Source organism: Stenotrophomonas maltophilia, assembly GCF_047497515.2.
Lineage (GTDB): Bacteria > Pseudomonadota > Gammaproteobacteria > Xanthomonadales > Xanthomonadaceae > Stenotrophomonas.
This window is the reverse complement of record NZ_JAXAXL020000001.1, coordinates 151,221-171,102: the sequence shown is the minus strand read 5'-3', so window position 1 is coordinate 171,102 and position 19,882 is coordinate 151,221. Positions and strand designations below refer to the sequence as shown.

The following is a 19,882-nucleotide window of genomic DNA, read 5'->3' as shown; positions in this document are numbered from 1 at the left end:
TTCGGCCTGGTGGGTGCCAACCTTGGTCGGCGCTTGGGCCCGGTGGGTGCCAACCTTGGTCGGCACCGGGGTCTACCGCGAAGAGCCTCCACGCATGGCGCGGATCTACTTGCGCGTCTGCCCTTCGCCACGCACCACGAAACGTTCGACTGTGAGTGCCTCCAGGCCCATCGGGCCGTAGGCGTGCAGGCGCGTGGTGGAAATGCCGATCTCGCTGCCCAGACCCAGTTGGCCACCATCGGAAAAGCGCGACGATGCATTGACCATCACCACCGCCGAGCGCAGCGCATTGACGAAGCGCTCGGCATTGCCGCTGTCTTCGGTCGCGATCACTTCGGTATGGTCCGAGGTATAGGCACGAATATGCGCGATGGCCGCATCGAGATCGTCGACCACGCGCACCGCCAGCACCAGATCGAGGAACTCGGCGGCGTAGTCATCTTCGGTTGCGGCCGTGCTGCCCGGCAGCAACGGCTGCGCCGCAGCATCAGCACGCAGCTGCACGCCTCGCTCGCCCAGCGCCTGTGCAACGCGCGGCAGGAACGATCCGGCCACGTCACGATGCACCAGCAGCGTCTCCAGCGAATTGCAGGCGGCCGGGCGGCTGCACTTGCCATCCACCAGCAGATCGATGGCCTTGCCAGGATCGGCGCTGGCGTCCACGAACAAATGGCAGACACCCTTGTAATGCTTGATTACCGGTACCCGCGCGTGCTCGGCAACGAAACGGATCAGGCCTTCACCGCCGCGCGGGATCGCCAGGTCGATCAGCTCATGCAGCTGCAGCAGCTCCAGCATCGCTTCGCGGCGCAGGTCGGTCAGTACGGTCACCGCGGCCGGCGGTACGCCGTTGGCTTGCAACGCACCGGCCAGCGCGTGGGCGATGGCGGTGTTGGAGTGGATCGCTTCGGACCCGCCGCGCAGGATCACGCCATTGCCAGCCTTCAAGCACAAGGCGGCCGCTTCTGCAGTCACATTCGGTCGCGCTTCGTAGATCATCGCGATCACGCCCAGCGGCACCCGCACCTTCTGCACACGGATGCCGTTCGGGCGCACGTCGTCGCGGGTCACCTGGCCGACCGGGTCGGGCAGCCCGGCCACCTCGCGCAGGGCCTCGGCCATGGCGAACAGGCGTGCCGGGTCAAGCGCCAGCCGGTCGAGCATGGCGCTGCCGACGCCCTTGTCACGGGCAGCGGCAAGATCACGCGCGTTGCCGGCCAGGATCAGCCCGGCATTCACTTCCAGCGCCTGCGCCATCGCCAGCAGCAGCGAACGGCGTGCCGCACTGTCGAGGCCGGCGACCACCTGGGCCGCGTCACGGCAGGCACGTGCCTGCGCTTCGATGTCGCTCATCGGGATGTCCTTCAATGCGGTCATGGCAGTACCAGGTCGTCGCGATGGACAACGCTGCCGCCGTAGTTGTAGCCAAGCAGCGCCTGGATATCACGCGAATGACGGCCGGCGATGCGGCGCACGTCATCGGCTGCATACTGGCTGACCCCACGCGCGATGCACACGCGCCCCTGCGGTGCGTCCCAGCACACCTGCACCATGTCGCCACGGCGGAACGCGCCGTCGGCGCCGGTAATGCCACCGGGCAACAGCGAGGCGCCCTTCTCGCGCATCGCCTGCGCGGCACCGGCATCGATCATGATCGCGCCTTCGGCCAGCGGTGCATGCCGCAGCCAATGCTTGCGCGCCGCCTCCCGGCTGCGCGCGGCATGGATACGGGTACCGAACAGGCGGTCCTGCGCCAGCGCGCGCACCACGTCGCCGCTGCGGCCATTGAACAGGTAGGTCTCGATGCCGAGGCGGCCGGCTTTGGCCGCCGCCTCCAGCTTGGTGCGCATGCCACCGGTGCCGGCGCGTGAACCGGCACCACCGGCCATGGCCAGCACCGTTTCATCCAGCTCGGGCACGTCGGCCAGCGGGTGTGCATCGGCCACCGCGCGTGGGTCGGCGCTGTACAGGCCGTCGATGTCGGTGGCGATGAACAGCGCATCGGCATCGACCAGCGCGGCCACGGTCGCCGCCAGGTTGTCGTTGTCGCCGAGCTTGAGTTCGTCCACCGACACCGTGTCGTTCTCGTTGACCACCGGCAGCGCGCCCAACCGCAGCAGTTCGTTGAGCGTGGCGCGGGCGTTGAGGTAGCGGCGACGGTTGCGCAGGTCGTCGTGGGTCAGCAGTACCTGCGCCACGGGGCGTTCGAAGAAGCGCTGCCAGAGGCCGATCAGCTGGGCCTGGCCCAGCGCTGCCAACGCCTGGCGTGCAGCCATTGCCGCGCCGGGCTCGTCGGCCCGCGGCAGGATCGCGCGTCCGGCCGCCACCGCGCCGGATGAGACGATCACCACCTCGCGTCCGGCCAGCACGTTGGCCGAGACGAACTGGGCCAGGCCCAGCGCATGGCGCGGCGACAGGCCGCCGCCATCGGCGGCCAGCAGGCTGCTGCCAACTTTCAGCACCGCACGCCGCCACGGCGGCAGCGCCTGTTCCGGAAACGGCGAAGCGACGTGGCTGGCAGGCAGGGTCATCGGTCAGGGCCTCAGCGGGTAATCCATTCGTGCACGGTCAGGTCGGAGGCCTGCATCGTCACCAGCGGATCGGTCGCGACGATGGCCTGCGCCTGCGCCAGGCTGTCCACGTTGCGCAGCACGTAGGCGCCACCGCTGCCATCGGCGAAGCCGCCGGTCAGCTGCAGCTTGCCCTGTGCCTGCAACGCATCGAGGAAGTCACGGTGCGGCTGCACGGCGGCGGCGTTGAAATCGGGCCGGCGCATCGCCAGCACCAGGTAGACGGTGCCCGCCATCAGTCCAGCGCCTGCCAGCGCGCGCGCAGCTCATCCAGGCGCAGGTCGGCGGCCGAGCCCGGCGACACGCGCGCGGCCAGGCTGCCTTCTGGCGTGCGGCCCTGCCCTGCACTGTCGGCGCCTGCCGCCGCGGCCTTGTAGGCTTCGCGGAACGGCACGCCGGCCACCGCCGCTTCCACCGCCACATCAGTGGCATACATGCCCGAATCGATCGCGGCGCGGACCTTGTCATCGCGCCATTCCAGGTTGGCCAGCAGCGCCGGCAGCAGTTCCAGTGCGGACAGGCCGCGGCCGAAGCCATGGAAGATGGCGCCCTTGGACGACTGCAGGTCGCGGTGATAGCCCGACGGCAGCGACAGCAGCTGCTCGATCTCGGTACGCGCGGCGGCGACGCTGGCGTGGGTGGCGCGCATCAGCTCGATCACGTCCGGGTTGCGCTTGTTGGGCATGATCGAACTACCGGTGGTGTACTGCGCCGGCAATGCGACGAAGCCGAATTCGGCGCTGGTGAACAGCGACAGGTCCCAGGCAATGCGACGCAGGTCCAGCGTGGCGCCGCCCAGCGCTTCCAGCGCGGCCAGCTCGAACTTGCCGCGCGACAGCTGCGCGTAGATCGGCGAGATCTGCATGCGCGCAAAGCCCAGCATGGCGGTGGTGTGCTCACGGTCCAGCGGCAGGTTCACGCCATAACCGGCGGCGGTGCCGAGCGGATTGGCATCGACCAACGCATGGGTATCGCGCGCGCGGACCGCATTGTCGATGAAGGCTTCGGCCCAGCCAGCCCACCACATGCCGGCCGACGACACCACGGCACGCTGGATGTGGGTGTAACCGGGAATCGGCAGGTCCTTCTCGGCCTGCGCACGATCCAGCGCGACCTTGGCCACTTCGGCGCTGATCTGGGCCACGCGCTGCAGCTTCTCCTTCAGCCACAGGCGGGTGGCGACCAGGATCTGGTCGTTGCGGCTGCGGCCGGTGTGGATCTTGCGGCCGGCATCACCGAGGCGTTCGGTCAGTCGCGCCTCGATCGCCGAATGACCATCCTCGTACTGCGTATCCAGCACGAAGCGGCCTGCGCGGAAGTCCTGTGCCAGTACCTCCAGTTCGCGCAGCAGTCCAGCCAGCTCGTCGGCACTGAGGATGCCGATGTGCTGCAGGCCCTGCGCATGCGCGGCGCTGGCAGCGATATCGTGCAGGAAGAACTCGCGGTCGAGGATCACGTCGTCGCCGGCGAGGAAGGTCTGGATCTGGGCGTCGACAGCGACGCCGGGCTTCTGCCAAAGAAGGTCTGCCATGGGGGCTCCGGAATGCGTAATCAGTGCGGGATCGACGTCAGTTCGTCGATGCCCAGCGCAAGGTTGAGGTTCTGCATGGCCTGGGTGGCCGCACCCTTCAGCAGGTTGTCCAGGGTCGCCACCACGACGACCCGCTTGCCGCCCGGGGCCAGGGTGAAGCCACCGACCTGGGCGCCGTGACGACCGGCGATGCGGCTGACCCACGGCGCTTCATCCACCACCTCGATCAGCGGTTCGCCTGCATAGGCCTGCTGGAAGCGCTCGACGATCTGCTCGCGGGTCTGCACGCGGTTCAACCACAGGTTGGCGGTGAGCGTGATGCCACGGAAATGCGGCGCGACGTGCGGCATGAACTCGACGGCCACGCCCAGCTGCACCGACACCTCGCGCTCGTGCACGTGGTTGGTCAGCGCATACGGCATCAGGTTGTCGGCCAGCAGCTCGACGTTGTTCTTGTCCGACGGCGTGGTACCGGCACCGGAGTAACCGGAGACACCGAAGCACTGCGGCGGGCCGGCCAGCAGGTCCAGCAGCGGATGCACCGCCAGCTGCATCGCGGTGGCATAGCAGCCCGGGTTGCTGATGTGCTTCTGGCCGTTGTAGCGGTTGCGGGTCAGTTCCGGCAGACCGTAGTACCAGCTGCTGTCGAAGCGGTAGTCGGCCGAGAGATCGACGATGACGGTCTCCGGCTTCGCCGCTTCCAGCGCAGCCACGAAGGGGGCAGCCAGGCCATTGGGCAGGGCCAGGATCACCGCGTCCACGCCCTTGGCAGCTACCGCGTCGGCATCCAGGTTCTCGTACTGCAGGTCACCCTGGAATTCCGGATGATGGTCGGACAGCCGCTGCCCGGCGCGCTCGCGCGAGGACACGAAGGCCAGTTCCAGGCGCGGGTGCGCGGCCACCAGCTTGATCAGCTCGGCGCCGGTATGGCCGCGGGCACCGACAATGCCCAGGGTAAAAGTCGAATCGTTCATGCGTGACGGTCCAGGCGGTACTGCAGGTGGCGCTTCACGCCCTGCCATTCCGCGTCGATGATGGAGAAGATGACGGTGTCGCGCGGCGTGCCGTCGGCGTGCCGCTTGTGGTTGCGCAGCACGCCATCCTGCTTGGCGCCGAGGCGGGCGATGGCGGTGCGTGAGGTGAAGTTGAACCAGCTGGTTTCCAGCACCACGCTGATGCAACCCATGGTCTCGAATGCATGCTGCAGCAACAGCAGCTTGGCCTCGGTGTTGGCACCGGTGCGCTGTACGCGCGGCGTGTACCAGGTGTAGCCCAGGCTGAGCCTGGGCACGCTGGCGTCCATGTCGTAGAAACGGGTACTGCCGACGATGTCACCGGCCGCATCGCGGATCACGAACGGCAGCCCCTTGCCTTCGGCCTGCGCCTGCAGCGCGGCCTGCACATAGGCCTCGACCCGCTCCGGCGACGGCACCTGGGTGTACCAGAGCTGGTCCAGCCCGCTGCCTTCCAGCGCGGCACGCAGGCCGGGGACGTGCTCACGCTGCAGCGGCTGCAGCAGTACGTGCTGCCCGCGCAGTGTGGGGACGGTGTTCCAGACGTCCAGGTTGCTCATCGCTCAGCCCTGCAGGCTCGGGGTGCGCTGGGCGCAGTGATCGACATAGGTCTTGATGCGATCGATGCCATCGGCGCCGAACCAGAACACCTTCCAATGATCCTGCTTGTAGCAGCCATCGGACTCAGCGTAGTAGAAGTGGTTGATCGGATTGCCGTGGCGCGAGCGCCAGAACAGCTGCGGGGTTTCCTCCAGCATCACGTTCCAGACCGCGCGGCCCAGGCCCTCGCCCTGCGCATCATCGAGCACGGCGAACTTGTCCAGGTACACGCCTTCGGCCTCATCGGTGAGGATCACTGCAGTACGGTAGTTCTCGCTGACATACGCACGCAGCAGCCTGGTCTTCTCGAAGTAATCCGGCACCAGGGTGCGGCCGAAGCTGGATTCGATCAGCTGCTTCAGGCGCGGCAGGTCCAGTTCGCTCCAGGCGGTGGCGCGCAGCACCTTCTCGCCCTTGCGCACCAGCGTGCCCGAACCCTTGTGGGTGAACAGTTCCTTGGCCAGGTCAGCCGGGCGGGTGATCGACACCGACGATTCCAGCGGCAGCCGGTCCAGCAGATCCTTGATCTGTTCGATCTTCACCTTCATGCCACCGTGGATCCAGGGCTGTGCGATCAGGTGGTCGTATTCGGTGGACAGGTTGATCGAATCGATCACGTTGCCCGCTTCGTCCAGCAGGCCGCCGGTGCCGGTCAGGAAGATGATCTTGTACGGCTGCAGTTCCTGCACCAGTTCATTGGCGGCGAAGTCGGCGTTGACGTTGAGGATCTGGCCACCGGCGGTCTCGCCCAGGCTGGTGATGACCGGGATCGAGCCGGCACGCAGGCTGGCCTCGATCGGCGCCAAGTTGACCTTCTTCACCTCGCCGACCAGGCCGTAGGTGTCCACGTCCAGGTATTCGGCCTCGAACACGCCACCGGTGATCGAGGTGGCGCGTGCGCCGTTCTGTTGCAGGGCTTCGACCAGGCGCAGGTTGGACTGCTGGAACACGCGGCGCACGATCGCCAGCGCTTCCGGCGAGGTCACCCGCAGCCCGTTGACGGTCTGCTTCTCGATGCCGGCGGCGGACAGCTCGGCATCCAGTTGCGGGCCAGCGCCATGCAGCACGATCGGGGTCAGGCCGACTTCCTGCAGGAACGACAGCGAGGAGGTCAGCGCATCGAGATCATCGCGCAGCACCGCGCCGCCGACCTTGACCACGGCGAAGCGCTTGGCATCCAGCTGCGAGAAGCGCTTGAGGTACTGGCTGATTTCCTTCGCGCTGGCCATGCTGGAAAGCAGGCGCACGATGGTCTGGCGGGTCTGGCGGTGAGGCTGGAGGGCAGGAGACATTTCGGTTTCGTCGGAAAGGGAAGAATCAGGCGCCGGCGGCGATGATGCGGTGCACGGCGTCGGTATAGCGCTGCAGCTGCTCCAGCGTCACGAACTCATCGGCGGTGTGGGCCTGTGCGATGTCACCCGGGCCGAACACCAGCGTGGTGTAACCGGCGGCGGAGAACAGCGAGGCCTCGGTCCAGAAGTCCACCGCGTTGCCGATCGGCAGCTCCAGCGCATCGGCGACGTCGCGTGCCAGCAGGCGACGGTTCTCGGCTTCGGCGATGTCACCGGCCGGCAGGCTGGGGCCACGGAAGGTTTCGGTGAACACGGCGGCTTCCGGTTCCGCGAAGCCGGCAAAGGTCGCCAGCAGGCCGTCGATGTCCATCGACGGCAGCGGACGGAAACCGAAGCGCACTTCTGCGGCCGGGGCGATCATGTTGGCCTTGATGCCACCCTCGACGCGACCGATGTTGAAGCGCAGGCCGGTCAGCCCGCCGAAGCGGGCCGAGGCCAGCGATTCGACATGGTCCAGCGCACGGCTGCCCCAGCGCATGGCCTGGTGCAGCGCACTGGCGGCCGCATCCTGCTTGCCCGATGCATGGCCTGCACGGCCGGCGAACTGCATCAGCACCGAGCTGATACCCCGGTGCGCCAGCACCGCCTCGCTCAGGGTCGGCTCGGCCACCAGCACCGCTTCGTACGGAATGCCACGGGCCAGGAACGCAGCGATGCAGCGCGGATCGTTGGCTTCCTCATCGCTGGAGAACAGGAACGCCGCATCACCGTCGCTGGCATTGGCCGCGGCCACCAGTGCAGCGGCCGCGCCCTTGATGTCGCACACGCCGAGGCCGACCACGCAATCATCCAGCCGGCGCATCACATGCGGGTCGGCACTCCAGTGCGGCGAGTCGGGCACGGTGTCCAGATGCACGTTGAACAGGTACTTCGGCGTACCGCGCACGGCATACAGGCTGACCGCACCCGCGCCGTGGTCGATCACCTCGACGTTGAACCCGGGCAGGTTCGCGCGCAGGTAATCGAAGATGCCACCGGTGGTGATCGCACGCGGCGGATTGCGGGTGTCGAAGGACACCAGGGCCTGCAGGTGATCGAGCGTCTGTTCAAGCATGAATCAACAATCCTGTGGGATTCCGCCGGGCATGGCCCGGCGCTACCGGAATGCGTCTGGAGGAGAGCCCCCTTCGTGTTGAAGGGAGCGCGCCAACGGCGCGGGGTTGAGGAGGAATGCGCGGGCAGGTCGATCGCGGTTTAACCGCGATTGACCTGCGCGTACAAGGTCGAGCTCATGCCGAACAGCTTGATGAAGCCTTCAGCCTCTTCCACGCCCCAGTCGGCCGACTGCGCATAGGTGGCACCCTTGGTGTTGAGCAGATGCGGCGACTTCACCGCCACTGCATCGACGCGCCCGCCACGGGTTTCCAGCACCACTTCACCGTTGACCTTGGCCTGCGAGGACTTCAGGAAGGCCTCGATGTCGGTCTTCAGCGGGTCGTGGTAGAAGCCTTCGTACACCAGCTCCACCCACTTGCGCGCCACGTCCGGCTTGAAGCGGTTCTGCTGCTTGGTCAGCACGGCATCTTCCAGCGCGCGGTGCGCGGCCAGCAGCGAAACCAGGCCCGGCGCTTCGAACACGATGCGGCCCTTCAGGCCGATCACGGTGTCGCCGGTATACACGCCACGGCCGACGCCGTACGGGGCGAACAGCTTGTTGAGCTGGGCCAGGATCTGGTCACCCGGCAGCGCCTTGCCGTTCAGTTCGACCGCTTCGCCCTCGACGAATTTCAGGGTGACGGCCAGCGCCTGTTCCGGCCATTCGCTGCGCGGCGAGCACCAGCCACGCGCGCCCTCGCCCGGGGCTTCCCAACGGTCGATCTCGCCGCCGGACATGGTCACGCCCAGCAGGTTCTCGTTGATGGTGTAGGCCTGCTGCTTGGCACGCACGCCGAAGCCGCGTTCCTCCAGGTACTTCTGCTCGTAGGCGCGGGTCTGGGTGTGTTCCTTCTGGATCTCGCGGATCGGCGCGATGATCTGGTAATCGCCCAGCGCCTTCACCGCCAGATCGAAGCGGACCTGGTCGTTGCCCATGCCGGTGCAGCCGTGGGCGATGATGTTGGTGCCCAGTTCGGCAGCACGCTTCAGCGCGGCATCGACGATCAGGTAACGGTCGGAGACCAGCAGCGGGTACTGGCCCTGGTAGCCTTCGCCGGCCCACACGAACGGCTTGACGAAGCCTTCCCAGATGGCCGGGCCGCCATTGACGGTGACGTGGCTGGTCACGCCCAGCTCGGCGGCGCGCTTTTCGATGAAATCGCGCTCTTCATCATCCACGCCGCCGGTGTCGGCGAACACGGTGTGCACGTTGTAGCCGCGCTCCTGCAGGTAGGGCACGCAGAAGCTGGTATCGAGGCCGCCGGAGAAGGCGAGGACGACGTCTTTGTTGCTCATGGGGAGGGTATGTCCTGGTAGCGCCGGGCCGTGCCCGGCGGAAATGATTGAATCGGAAAAGAATCAGCGCCCGGCAACTGCCGCCATGATCGCCTTCTGCACGTGCAGGCGGTTCTCGGCTTCGTTGATGGCAATGCACTGCGGCGAATCCATCACCGCATCGGTGGCCTTCACGTTGCGGCGCAGCGGCAGGCAGTGGCTGAATACACCGTTGTTGGTCAGCGCCATCTTCCGTTCGTCCACGATGAAGTGCTTGAACTGGTCGCGGATCGGCTTTTCCGGCTCCCAGTTGCCGAAGAACGGCAGCGCGCCCCAGCTCTTGGCGTAGACCACGTCGGCACCGGCGTAGGCGCTGTCGATGTCATGGCTGATCTTCAGCGAGCCGCCGCTCTCGGCCACGTTCTGCTCGGCCCAGCCCATGTAACGGTCGTCGAGGATGTAGTCGGCAGTGGGGCACAGCAGGGTCACGTCCATGCCCATGCGGGTGGCGATGGTCAGCGCCGAGTTGGCCACGGCGGTGTTCAGCGGCTTGGGGTGGTAGGTCCAGGTCAGCACGTACTTCTTGCCGCGCAGGTCCTGGGTGCCGAAGTGCTCCTGCAGGGCCATCACGTGCGCCAGTTCCTGGCACGGGTGGGTGATGGTTTCCATGTTGATCACCGGCACCGGCGAGTACTTGGCGAAGCTGTTGAGGACGATGTCCTGGCGGTCGTACGCCCAGTCCTGGAACTTCGGGAACGCACGCACGGCGATGATGTCGCAGTAACGGCCCAGCACCTTGGCCACTTCAGCGATGTGTTCTTCGGTATCGCCGTCCATCACCGTGCCGAGGTTGAACTCGATCGGCCACGCATCCTTGCCCGGCTGCAGCACCACCGCGTGGGCGCCGAGCTGGAATGCACCCAGTTCGAAGCTGGTGCGGGTGCGCATGGACGGATTGAAGAACACCAGTGCGATCGACTTGCCCTTGAGCTGGTCGCCGAGCTTGTTGCGCTTGAACAACGCGGCCTGGGTCAGCAGCGCGTCAAGATCGCTGCGGCTCCAGTCCTGGGTGTTCAGGAAGTGCTTGGGGGACATCATCTTTCCTTGCGTGGCAGCGCCGGGTCCGGCGCGGTGGAAGGGAAAACAGGAAACAAAGGTGGAACGAAAAGGTTGCAGTTGCAGCTTTCAGAACGCGGAAACGAAAAAACCCAGCCGGCGGGCTGGGTTTTTTTCGGACGAACAGCAAAAAGCTCCGGTTACCCAGCGAGAATGTGGGGTTCCGGTCGACGGGCACGCGAGGTCATACCCGACGCCTGTCGGGCTGCGCTGCTGTCGTGCTGGAAGTCGGTGAGCTTCATGGCCAACCATCTTTGCATGCGGCCGGGGCCGGCGCAAGAGGCGCGGGTCGCAGAATCAGGGGGTGCCGGTGGCGCCCTGCTCGGGGCCGACCCAGGGCGTGATCGAGACCCGGATCTTCAACCGGTTGCCGGGGTCTTCCGGCAGCCGCGAGCGGTACTTGGTGCCCTTGTAGACGTAATCCACGTCGTAGGCGATGGGGCGGCGGAATTCACGCCCGACCGGCACGATGCGGCAGTCACGGGTCAGCATCGGGCCATTGCTGGCCGGGGCCGGGGCCGGCGTCTCAGCCGCGGCCTCCTCGGCGACGTCCTCGTCGCTGCGCTTGAACATCGAGCGTACCGAGTCCCAGAAGCGGCTGATCCGGCCCTTGTCCTCGACCGGCTCTTCACCGGTGACGTTGACCGGGGCCAGGGTACGGGTCGAGATCGGCTCGCAATGCTCCTCCGTGCGGGTCGCGCGCAGGGTCTGGAACACCGGTTCGACGTTCAGCACCTGCGCGTAGTCGAACTTCACGTTCTCCACGATCACCACCCGGTTACGCGGCTCGGCTTCCTGCGCCTGGGCCACGGCGGCCGTCGCCGACAGGCAGGCCAGGGTCAGCAACGCGGTGGACTTCATTGGCGACGGGAGCAAGGGCACGGCAATAGTGTAGGCAGTGGCGAGCGCAAGGGGCTGAACATTACCCGTCCACGCCGCTCCTGCCCACCCCACCTTGGGCGGGTACCGCGTCCACCGGTGGCAAACGGCGCCCCCAAAGGGGGCCGACACGTTCTAAAATCACAGGCTTGTCCCCCAGCCACAGCCCCATGACCCTGCGCCTGCACAACAACCTGACTCGCCAGCTCGAACCGTTCACTCCGCTCGATCCGGCCTGTCCGACCCTGTATGTGTGCGGCCCCACGGTCTACAACTACGTGCACATCGGCAACGCCCGTGGGCCGGTGGTGTTCGGGGTGCTGGCCGACCTGCTGCGGCGGCGTTTCGGCGCACTGCGCTACGCCCGCAACATCACCGACGTGGACGACAAGATCAACATCGCCGCGCGCGAGCAGGGCGTGCCGATCAGCACCATCACCGACAAGTTCGCCGCCGCCTACCGTGAAGACATGGCCGCGCTGGGCGTGGTGCCGCCGGACATCGAGCCGGAAGTGACCGCGCACATGCCGCAGATCATCACCATGATCGAGCAGCTGATCGCCAATGGTCATGCCTACGCCGCCGAAGGCCACGTGCTGTTCGCGGTGGCCAGCTTCGACGGCTACGGCAAGCTCTCGCGCCGTGATCCGGACGAAATGCTGGCGGGCGCCCGCGTCGATGTCGCCCCCTACAAGCGCGACCCGGGTGATTTCGTGCTGTGGAAGCCGTCCAGCGACGACCTGCCCGGCTGGGAGTCGCCGTGGGGCCGTGGTCGCCCGGGCTGGCATATCGAGTGCTCGGCGATGGCCGCCGCCCATCTGGGCGAGACCATCGACATCCACGCCGGCGGCGTCGACCTGCAGTTCCCGCACCACGAGAACGAGATCGCGCAGAGCGAATGCGCCCACGGCGGCAAGATCTTCGCCCGTTTCTGGCTGCACAACGGCATGCTCAACTTCGGCGGCGCCAAGATGAGCAAGTCGCTGGGCAATATCGAACGCGTGCACGACCTGGTGCGCCAGCATCCCCCGGAAGCGCTGCGCCTGGCACTGCTGTCAGCCCATTACCGGCAGCCGCTGGACTGGTCCGATGGCCTGATCGAGCAGTCGGTGCGCACCCTGGACCGTCTGTACGGCACCCTGCGCGAGCTGGCGCCGATCGAGGCCAGCGCGGTGATCCCGGCCTCCGTCGAGGCGACCCTGGACGACGACCTGAACACCCCGCAGGCGCTGGCCGAAGTGGCCCGCATCGCCGCCGACGCGCGTCGTGCCACCGATCCGGCCGAGCAGGCGCGCCTGAAGGGCGAACTGCTTGGCGCCGGCCTGGCCCTGGGCCTGCTGCAGGCCGATCCCGCGCAGTGGTTCGGTACCGCCGCCGGCGCTGACGGTGACGATGCGCGCATCCAGGCCCTGATCGACGAGCGCGCCGCGGCCAAGAAGGCGCGCGATTTCGCCCGTTCCGATGCCATCCGCGACCAGCTGGCCACCGAAGGCATCACGCTGGATGACACCCCGCAGGGCGTGCGCTGGTCGCGCAAGCGCGGCTGACCTGCCCTGCCCCGTGGCCGGTCCGCCGGCCACGCCTCCACTGTAGAGACTGCTGTGACCGACTCCCCGTTCCCGCTTGAACCCACCGCCGCCGAGGCCCAGGCCGCCATCGCCGAGGAATTCGGCTTCTTCGGCGACTGGTCCGAACGCTACCAGTACCTGATCGACCTCGGCCGCAAGCTGCCGGCCTTCCCCGAGGAGTGGAAGACCGAGGAGCATCGCCTGCTCGGCTGCCAGTCGATGGTCTGGATCGTGCCGGAAGGCAACGCGCAGTCGCTGCGCTTCCACGCCATCAGTGACTCGGCCATCGTCTCCGGCCTGATCTTCCTGGCCCTGCGCGTGTACTCCGGGCGCTCGGCGCAGGAGATCCTGGACACCGAACCGAGCTACATCCAAGACATCGGCCTGGCCCGCCACCTCTCGCCCACCCGCAGCAACGGCGTGGCGGCGATGCTGGCCTTCATCCGCGAAACCGCGCAGGCCCAGCTGCAGCGCGAACAACCGTGAGCGAGCCTGCCACGGCCGAAGACACCGCGCTCGGCCTGCTGTCGCGGCCCGGTTTCGCCAAGCTGCTGGCGTACCGCATCTTCGCGATGCTGTCCTACCAGGTGGTCGCGGTCACGGTCGGCTGGCATATCTACGAAGTCACCCGCAATCCGTTCTCGCTGGGCCTGATCGGCCTCGCCGAGGTATTGCCGTTCTTCTGCGTTGCACCGTTCGCCGGCTATCTGGTCGACCACCTGCCGCGACGCCGGCTGGGCATGGTCGCCTGCGCCGGGCTGATCACCACGGCGCTGGTACTGACCGGCGTCGCCACGGGCTGGCTGCCGTTTGAGGGCGTGTGGCCAATCTATGCGGCCATCGCACTGACCGGCATGGTGCGCGCCTTCCTGTCGCCGATCTACAACGCGCTGTTCGCGCGCGTGCTGGCCCGTGACCAGTTCGCGCGTGGCGCCGGCCTGGGCGCAGTCGTGTTCCAGGCCGGCATGGTGGCCGGTCCGGCACTGGGTGGCGTGCTGGTCGGCTTCGGTGGCAAGGGCCTGTCCTATGCGGTGGCCACGGCCTTCGCGCTGGTGGCGATGGCCTGCCTGGCCATGCTGAAGGTCGAGGAACCGGTGCATACCGGCCCGGCCGCACCGATCTTCAAGAGCATCGCCGAGGGTGCGCGCTTCGTGGTCGGCAACCGGATCATGGTCGGCGCGATGGCGCTGGACATGTTCTCGGTGCTGCTGGGCGGCGTGGTGGCGATGCTGCCCGCGTTCCTGCACGAAATCCTGCACCACGGCCCGGAGGGCCTGGGCATCCTGCGTGCGATGCCGGCACTGGGCTCGGTCTGCGTGGGCCTGTGGCTGGCCCGCCATCCGCTGCACCGCAATGCCGGCCGCGTACTGCTGTTTGCGGTGGCCGGTTTCGGCCTGTGCGTAATCAGCTTCGGGTTGTCGCAGCACTTCTGGCTGTCGGCGCTGATCCTGCTGTTCTACGGGGCGTTCGACGGCGTGTCGGTGGTGATCCGCTCGACCATCCTGCAGCTGGCCACGCCAGAGGAAATGCGCGGGCGGGTGTCATCGATCAACGGCATCTTCATCAGTTCGTCGAACGAGCTGGGCGCGTTCTATGCCGGCACGATGGCCCGGTTGCTGGGCCTGGTGCCGGCGGTGGTGCTCGGTGGGTTCGCGGTGCTGAGCGTGGCCGGGATCACGGCGTGGAATAACCCGACGCTGCGGAAGTTGAATCTTCGCGACCTGCAGTGAACCTGTAGCCAAGCCGATGCTCGGCTGCGCATTTCCGTGCGCCCACGCACCGGTAGCGCCGGGCCGCGCCCGGCGGACTCTTTCCGCGACCGCGGAGGGGTGTAACTTTCTTTGCTCGTGCAAAGAAAGTCACCAAAGAAACACGCCGCCATCCGCGAGCCGGCGCTGCGCGCCGGTGCCCTGTGCTCCTCGGTGAATCAGGGGACGGCGCCGAACTCGCTGCGCTCAAACAGCGGCGCCTCTTCGCCCCTGATTCCCCTGCGGTGCTCGGCTCGCTACAAGGCGGACCCAAGTCAACGGCCACAGCCGCCCGTCCCTGCCACAGTCGCGTACCAACAATCACCAAAGAAAAAACCCGGCCGAGGCCGGGTTTTCTGCATGACCAGACAACGATCAGGAATCAGTCGCCCTGCTGCTTCTGCAGGTGCTCCCAACGCTCCTGGGCGTCGATGGTGCGCTCGGCGGTCAGGCGCGCCTCCAGGCGCTCCAGGCCGATCTCTTCACCGGTGTCGACGCAGTAGCCGTAGTCGCCGGCTTCCAGGCGCTTCAGGGTGCTGTCGATCTTGCCGATCAGCTTGCGATAACGGTCGCGGGTACGCAGTTCCAGCGAGTTCTCGGTTTCGCGGGTCGCACGCTCGGCTTCGTCGCCGATGTCACGCACTTCCTCGCGCAGGTTCTCGATGGTCTGCTTGGACTCTTCCACCAGGTCCGCACGCCAGTTCTGCAGGCGCTGGCGGAAATACTCCTGCTGCAGCGAGCTCATGTATTCCTCTTCCGAGGACGGCTTGTAGCCAGCCGGCAGGATCGGGCGGCCAGTGGCCTCGTCGGTCTTGTATTCGACCACCTTGTACTTGCTGCGCGGGGCCGGTGCCGCCGAGCGGGCGGCGACGGCGACGGCGACCTTGCCGACAGGGCGCGACACGGTCTTCGGGGCGGAATCGGATTTCACGGCGGTTTTGGCAGGCGATTTCGAAACGGGCACGGGATTCTTGGATTGCGGGGCCTTCGATGCAACAGGAGCGGCGGCACGGGCCGGCTGGGAGGCCGGTTGGGCTGCTGCCACTGCCGCGGTCTTGGCCGGGACAGGCTTGGCCGGAACCGGCTTGGCAGCAGGCTTCGGTGCGGACTTCACTACGGGGGCCGGTGTCGGCTTGGCGGCCGGCACGGCGACATTCTTGGCGACGTTCTTTACAGCGGCAGGTTTGGCGGCAGGTTTAGCCGCGGCCACCTTCTTGGCCGCCGGCTTGGCGACCGGCTTGGCTGCAGCCTTCTTGACCACCGCCTTCGGCGCCGGCTTGGCTGCGGCCTTGTTCACCACCGGCTTGGCGGCGGTCTTCTTCACCGGCGCGGCCTTGCTGGTGGCCTTTTTCACCACCGGCGCCTTCTTGCCGGCAGCGGCTGGCTTGGCCTTGGCAGGCGCAGCGGCCTTTTTCGCCACCGGCTTGGTTGCCTTCACCGGCGCTTTCTTTGCGGTGGCCGTCCTGGCCGCCGGTTGCGAGGACGCTGCCTTGGTTGCCGGCTTGCTGGCCGGCTTCTTGGCAACGGGCTTTGCCGCCAACTTCTTCACAACAGGCTTGGCGGTTTTCTTGGCGGCCGTTACGGCCTTTTTTGCAGTTTTTTTAGCAGCCACGAAACGCTCTTCCTTGGATTCCCCGGGGCCCGGGAAAGCGGGCCTTTATAGCCTACCCGATCCGCAGCAGCAACCTCGGCAGCCCCGCTCCATTCAGTCCTGGAGTCAAGGCACCCAAGCGGCAGTCCGACGAACACGGACCGCCTTGCGCGGTACGGAACCTGGCCAGCACCCGAGAGTGCTGGTACCGGCCGCAGGCCATCGGCGACATGCGACCAACGGCCCATCCTGCACAAATGCGGCCTTCATGCCAACTGGCATAAGATGACTGGGTGATCTCGCGCCTGCTCATTGCCCTGCTGCGCTTCTACAAGCGCTTCATCAGCCCCCTGCTGGGGCCGCGCTGCCGTTTCGTGCCGAGCTGTTCTGAATACGCGATGGACGCCATCTCCCGGCACGGCCCGCTGCGCGGCAGCTGGCTGGCCGCGCGCCGGCTGGGCCGCTGCCATCCGTTCCACCCCGGCGGCTTCGACCCGGTGCCCGAATCCACCCACGCCCCCTCTTGCCGTTGCACAGGAAAACACTGACATGCCCTCCACCCTCATCACCAACGCCCGGATGGTCAACGAAGGCCGCACCTTCGACGGCGACCTGCGCATCGAGAACGGCCGCATCGCGCAGATCGGCAGCGGGTTGACGCCGCGCGACGGCGAGCAGGTGGTGGACGCGGCCGGGCGCTGGCTGCTGCCCGGCATGATCGACGACCAGGTGCACTTCCGCGAGCCGGGCCTGACCCACAAGGGCGACATCGCCAGTGAATCAGCTGCCGCCGTGGCCGGTGGCCTGACCAGCTTCATGGACATGCCCAACACCAACCCGCCGACCCTGGATTCGACCATCCTGGAAGCCAAGTACGAACTGGCGCGCGGCCGCGCCTGGGCCAACTACGGCTTCTACCACGGCGCCAGCAATGACAACCTGGAAGCGATCCGTGCGCTGGACCCGAAGAAGGCACCCGGCGTGAAGGTGTTCATGGGTGCTTCGACCGGCAACATGCTGGTGGACAACCCGGAAACGCTGGATGCGATCTTCCGTGAATGCCCGACCCCGATCATCACGCACTGCGAAGACACGCCGATGATCGATGCCAACCTCAAGGCCTTCCAGGAAAAGTACGGCGACGCACTGACCCCGGACATGCACCCGGATATCCGCTCGCGCGAAGCCTGCATCAAGTCGACCCGGCTGGCGATGTCGCTGGCTCGCAAGCACGGCACCCGCCTGCACGTGCTGCACATCTCCACCGCCGATGAGCTGGCGCTGTTCGAGAAGGGCCCGCTGATCCGCGCCGATGGCAGCCGCAAGCAGATCACCGCCGAAACCTGCGTGCATTTCCTGCACTTCGCACGTCCGGATTACGCGACCAAGGGCAACCTGATCAAGTGCAACCCGGCCATCAAGGAAGTGTCCGACCGCGAGGCGATCACCGCCGCGCTGGCCGATGACGTGCTGGACGTGCTGGCCACCGACCACGCCCCGCATACCTGGGAAGAGAAGCAGAAGCCCTATGCGCAGGCGCCGTCGGGCCTTCCGCTGGTGCAGTACGCGCTGGTGGCCGCGCTGGAGCGCGTGCACGAAGGCAAGCTGACCCGCGAGCAGGTGGTGCAGAAGTTCGCCCACGCCCCGGCGCAGCTGTTCGACGTGGAAGAACGCGGCTTCCTGCGCGAAGGCTACTTCGCCGACCTGGTGCTGGTGGAGGACGTGCCGTTCACCGTCAAGCGCGAGGACGTGCTGTCCAAGTGCGGCTGGTCGCCGTTTGAAGGCACCACCTTCCGTTCGCGCATCGCCTCGACCTGGGTCAACGGCCAGCAGGTGTGGGACGGCAGCAAGCTGGTGGGCGAGCCCGCCGGCCAGCGCATGACCTACGACCGCTGATGCGTCCGGCACTGATGATCGGGGCGCTGCTGCTGGCCGCGCCCCTGTTTTCCGCACCCTCGGCGCAGGCACAGGATGCCATCGGCAGCCTGATCGACAGCCGCGTGGTGTTTCCGGCCAGCGCGTCGCAGGGCGCGCTGGTGATCGGCAAGGTGCCCACTGGCAGCCGCGTGCAGTACGCCGGCCGCCAGCTGCGGGTGAGCGGCTATGGCAGCGTGGTGTTCGGCATCGGCCGCGACGAGAAGGGCCCGTTGCGGGTGCAGGTGCAGCGCCCCGATGGCGGCAGCGAGACCGCGACCATCGCGGTGACACCCCGCGACTGGCCGACCGAACGGGTCAACGGCGTGCCACCGAAGACGGTCAACCCACCGCCGGCGATTGCCGAGCGGATCAAGCGCGAACAGGCGCAGGTCACTGCCGCGCGTGCCCGCGATGACGACCGCACCGATTTCACCCAGACCTTCATCTGGCCGGTGCAGGGCCGCATCAGTGGGCGCTTCGGCAATGCGCGCGTGTACAACGGGCAGCCCGGCGCGGGCCATTCCGGCATGGACATCGCGGTACCGACCGGCACGCCGGTGAAAGCACCGGCCGCCGGCATCGTCACCTTCGCCGGTCCGGACCTGTACCTGACCGGTGGCACGCTGCTGCTCGACCACGGCTTCGGGGTCAGCTCCAACTTCCTGCACCTGTCGCGCATCGACGTGAAGGTCGGTGACCGTGTCGAACAGGGCCAGGTGATCGCCGCGGTTGGTGCCACCGGCCGTGCCACCGGCCCGCACCTGCACTGGGGCATGAACTGGTTCGATACCCGCATCGACCCGCTGCTGGTGCTGGAACGGAAATAACGCGCGCAATGCGCCTTGGTGGGTGCCGACCTTGGTCGGCACAATCTCGCAGAAAGTGCGGGCCAAGGTCCGCACCCACCCGAATCAATCAACCGCGCGCGGCCCACCACACACGCAGCAGCGTGCGCACCGGGGTGGCCTCGATCGGCTTGCCCGCAGCCTGTGCGGCCACGCGGGCGCGCGCCAGGCTCGACCAGACGCGGCGCGGGCGAGGGCCCGGCACGCGGCCGCCCCAGCCCTTCAGCAGATACTGGGCCCAACGCTGCGCGGCGGTGCTGGCATCTTCGTCGAGCAGGCTGCGGGGTACACCGGCCACACCGGCATCCTGCAGCCGCTGGGCCAGGGTCTGCAGCTGCACCGCACGTCCGGCACCGGTACGCAGCTTGTCGTTGAACAGCGCCGCTTCGACCGCCGCCACCGCGTTGGAATAGTTGGACAGTGCGCGTTCGGCGCCGGCCGCATCCAGCGCGACCGTGCGCGCTTCAACCAGGTCCGGCAGCGCCTCGGCCAGCTGCGCCCACGGCGCACGTGCCGGCTCCAGCAGGCGGCCCAGCGGATGGCGTGAACGATGCGCAGCCCAGCTGCGAAGTTCCTCGCCCCACCACGCCAGCTTGGCATCGGCCGGCAACGGATCGCCGCTGGTGTTGAGCATGTCGTCGAATTCCTGCAGCAGCGCGAACCACGCCACGGCAAGCTCGCGTTGCGATTCGGCCACGAACGGGGCGGCCACCGACCATTCCGGCCAGCGGCTGCGCCACTTGTCGAGGAAACTGTCCAGCGCGGTACTGCTCACTACGTCA

Annotated in this window: 19 protein-coding genes; 6 read left to right on the top strand and 13 right to left on the bottom strand. The window is 67.2% G+C overall.

The features are described from left to right. Window positions 1-105 precede the first annotated feature (105 nt). The 11 genes from ACMZPQ_RS00875 to ACMZPQ_RS00825 form a co-directional block, all read right to left on the bottom strand. Complete coding sequence (locus ACMZPQ_RS00875; protein ID WP_197582826.1) at window positions 106-1,377, bottom strand: glutamate-5-semialdehyde dehydrogenase; 1,272 nt, start codon at window positions 1,375-1,377, stop codon at window positions 106-108. Beyond that, window positions 1,374-2,531 carry a glutamate 5-kinase gene (gene proB / locus ACMZPQ_RS00870; RefSeq protein ID WP_197582827.1) on the bottom strand — a complete coding sequence of 386 codons (1,158 nt, stop codon included), beginning with the start codon at window positions 2,529-2,531 and terminating at the stop codon, window positions 1,374-1,376. The genes ACMZPQ_RS00875 and proB overlap by 4 nt, the downstream gene beginning before the upstream one ends. A gap of 11 nt (window positions 2,532-2,542) precedes the next feature. After that, window positions 2,543-2,806 carry a YciI family protein gene (locus ACMZPQ_RS00865; RefSeq protein WP_197582829.1) on the bottom strand — a complete coding sequence of 88 codons (264 nt, stop codon included), beginning with the start codon at window positions 2,804-2,806 and terminating at the stop codon, window positions 2,543-2,545. Then, window positions 2,806-4,101, bottom strand: coding sequence for an argininosuccinate lyase (argH, locus tag ACMZPQ_RS00860; RefSeq protein ID WP_197582830.1), 1,296 nt, complete (start codon window positions 4,099-4,101; stop codon window positions 2,806-2,808). Before argH ends, ACMZPQ_RS00865 begins: the two co-directional genes overlap by 1 nt. A 20-nt stretch (window positions 4,102-4,121) precedes the next feature. Beyond that, window positions 4,122-5,075, bottom strand: coding sequence for an N-acetyl-gamma-glutamyl-phosphate reductase (argC, locus tag ACMZPQ_RS00855; RefSeq protein ID WP_197582831.1), 954 nt, complete (start codon window positions 5,073-5,075; stop codon window positions 4,122-4,124). Continuing rightward, window positions 5,072-5,674, bottom strand: a complete 603-nt coding sequence (locus ACMZPQ_RS00850; RefSeq protein ID WP_197582832.1) for a GNAT family N-acetyltransferase — start codon at window positions 5,672-5,674, stop codon at window positions 5,072-5,074. Before ACMZPQ_RS00850 ends, argC begins: the two co-directional genes overlap by 4 nt. Before the next feature lie 3 nt (window positions 5,675-5,677). Further along, a complete protein-coding gene (locus tag ACMZPQ_RS00845) occupies window positions 5,678-7,006 on the bottom strand; it encodes an acetylglutamate kinase (protein ID WP_197582834.1) in 1,329 nt (442 codons plus the stop codon). 25 nt (window positions 7,007-7,031) lie between these two features. Continuing rightward, window positions 7,032-8,120, bottom strand: coding sequence for an acetylornithine deacetylase (locus ACMZPQ_RS00840; RefSeq protein WP_197582835.1), 1,089 nt, complete (start codon window positions 8,118-8,120; stop codon window positions 7,032-7,034). Window positions 8,121-8,260: 140 nt separating this feature from the next. Further along, the gene (locus ACMZPQ_RS00835; protein ID WP_197582836.1) at window positions 8,261-9,457 is read right to left on the bottom strand and encodes an argininosuccinate synthase; all 1,197 of its coding nucleotides are present in this window, start codon (window positions 9,455-9,457) and stop codon (window positions 8,261-8,263) included. Window positions 9,458-9,520: 63 nt separating this feature from the next. Beyond that, window positions 9,521-10,531, bottom strand: coding sequence for an N-acetylornithine carbamoyltransferase (locus ACMZPQ_RS00830; RefSeq protein ID WP_312647098.1), 1,011 nt, complete (start codon window positions 10,529-10,531; stop codon window positions 9,521-9,523). Between the two features lie 318 nt (window positions 10,532-10,849). Next, the gene (locus ACMZPQ_RS00825; protein WP_197582838.1) at window positions 10,850-11,413 is read right to left on the bottom strand and encodes a glycine zipper 2TM domain-containing protein; all 564 of its coding nucleotides are present in this window, start codon (window positions 11,411-11,413) and stop codon (window positions 10,850-10,852) included. A 188-nt stretch (window positions 11,414-11,601) separates the two neighbouring features. Between ACMZPQ_RS00825 and cysS the strand changes: the two genes are divergently transcribed. From cysS to ACMZPQ_RS00810, 3 genes are read left to right on the top strand one after another with little or no spacing between them, the layout of a single operon-like run. After that, a complete protein-coding gene (cysS, locus tag ACMZPQ_RS00820; RefSeq protein ID WP_197582839.1) occupies window positions 11,602-12,978 on the top strand; it encodes a cysteine--tRNA ligase in 1,377 nt (458 codons plus the stop codon). A gap of 54 nt (window positions 12,979-13,032) precedes the next feature. Next, window positions 13,033-13,485: a SufE family protein gene (locus ACMZPQ_RS00815; protein ID WP_197582403.1), complete on the top strand. Its 453-nt coding sequence runs from the start codon at window positions 13,033-13,035 to the stop codon at window positions 13,483-13,485. Beyond that, on the top strand, window positions 13,482-14,729 hold the full coding sequence (locus ACMZPQ_RS00810) for an MFS transporter (protein WP_197582404.1): 1,248 nt from the start codon (window positions 13,482-13,484) through the stop codon (window positions 14,727-14,729). The genes ACMZPQ_RS00815 and ACMZPQ_RS00810 overlap by 4 nt, the downstream gene beginning before the upstream one ends. A gap of 400 nt (window positions 14,730-15,129) precedes the next feature. On the opposite strand, the gene dksA is transcribed toward ACMZPQ_RS00810, so the two are convergent. Then, on the bottom strand, window positions 15,130-16,359 hold the full coding sequence (dksA, locus tag ACMZPQ_RS00805; protein WP_197582405.1) for an RNA polymerase-binding protein DksA: 1,230 nt from the start codon (window positions 16,357-16,359) through the stop codon (window positions 15,130-15,132). A gap of 272 nt (window positions 16,360-16,631) precedes the next feature. Between dksA and yidD the strand changes: the two genes are divergently transcribed. The 3 genes from yidD to ACMZPQ_RS00790 are packed head-to-tail and all read left to right on the top strand — an operon-like array spanning window position 16,632 to window position 19,082. Beyond that, on the top strand, window positions 16,632-16,886 hold the full coding sequence (gene yidD, locus ACMZPQ_RS00800; RefSeq protein WP_005417723.1) for a membrane protein insertion efficiency factor YidD: 255 nt from the start codon (window positions 16,632-16,634) through the stop codon (window positions 16,884-16,886). Window position 16,887: 1 nt separating this feature from the next. Next, on the top strand, window positions 16,888-18,234 hold the full coding sequence (locus ACMZPQ_RS00795) for a dihydroorotase (protein WP_197582406.1): 1,347 nt from the start codon (window positions 16,888-16,890) through the stop codon (window positions 18,232-18,234). Continuing rightward, on the top strand, window positions 18,234-19,082 hold the full coding sequence (locus ACMZPQ_RS00790) for a peptidoglycan DD-metalloendopeptidase family protein (RefSeq protein ID WP_197582407.1): 849 nt from the start codon (window positions 18,234-18,236) through the stop codon (window positions 19,080-19,082). The genes ACMZPQ_RS00795 and ACMZPQ_RS00790 overlap by 1 nt, the downstream gene beginning before the upstream one ends. Window positions 19,083-19,170: 88 nt before the next feature. On the opposite strand, the gene ACMZPQ_RS00785 is transcribed toward ACMZPQ_RS00790, so the two are convergent. Next, window positions 19,171-19,875, bottom strand: a complete 705-nt coding sequence (locus ACMZPQ_RS00785) for a squalene/phytoene synthase family protein (protein ID WP_197582408.1) — start codon at window positions 19,873-19,875, stop codon at window positions 19,171-19,173. Window positions 19,876-19,882: the final 7 nt, after the last annotated feature.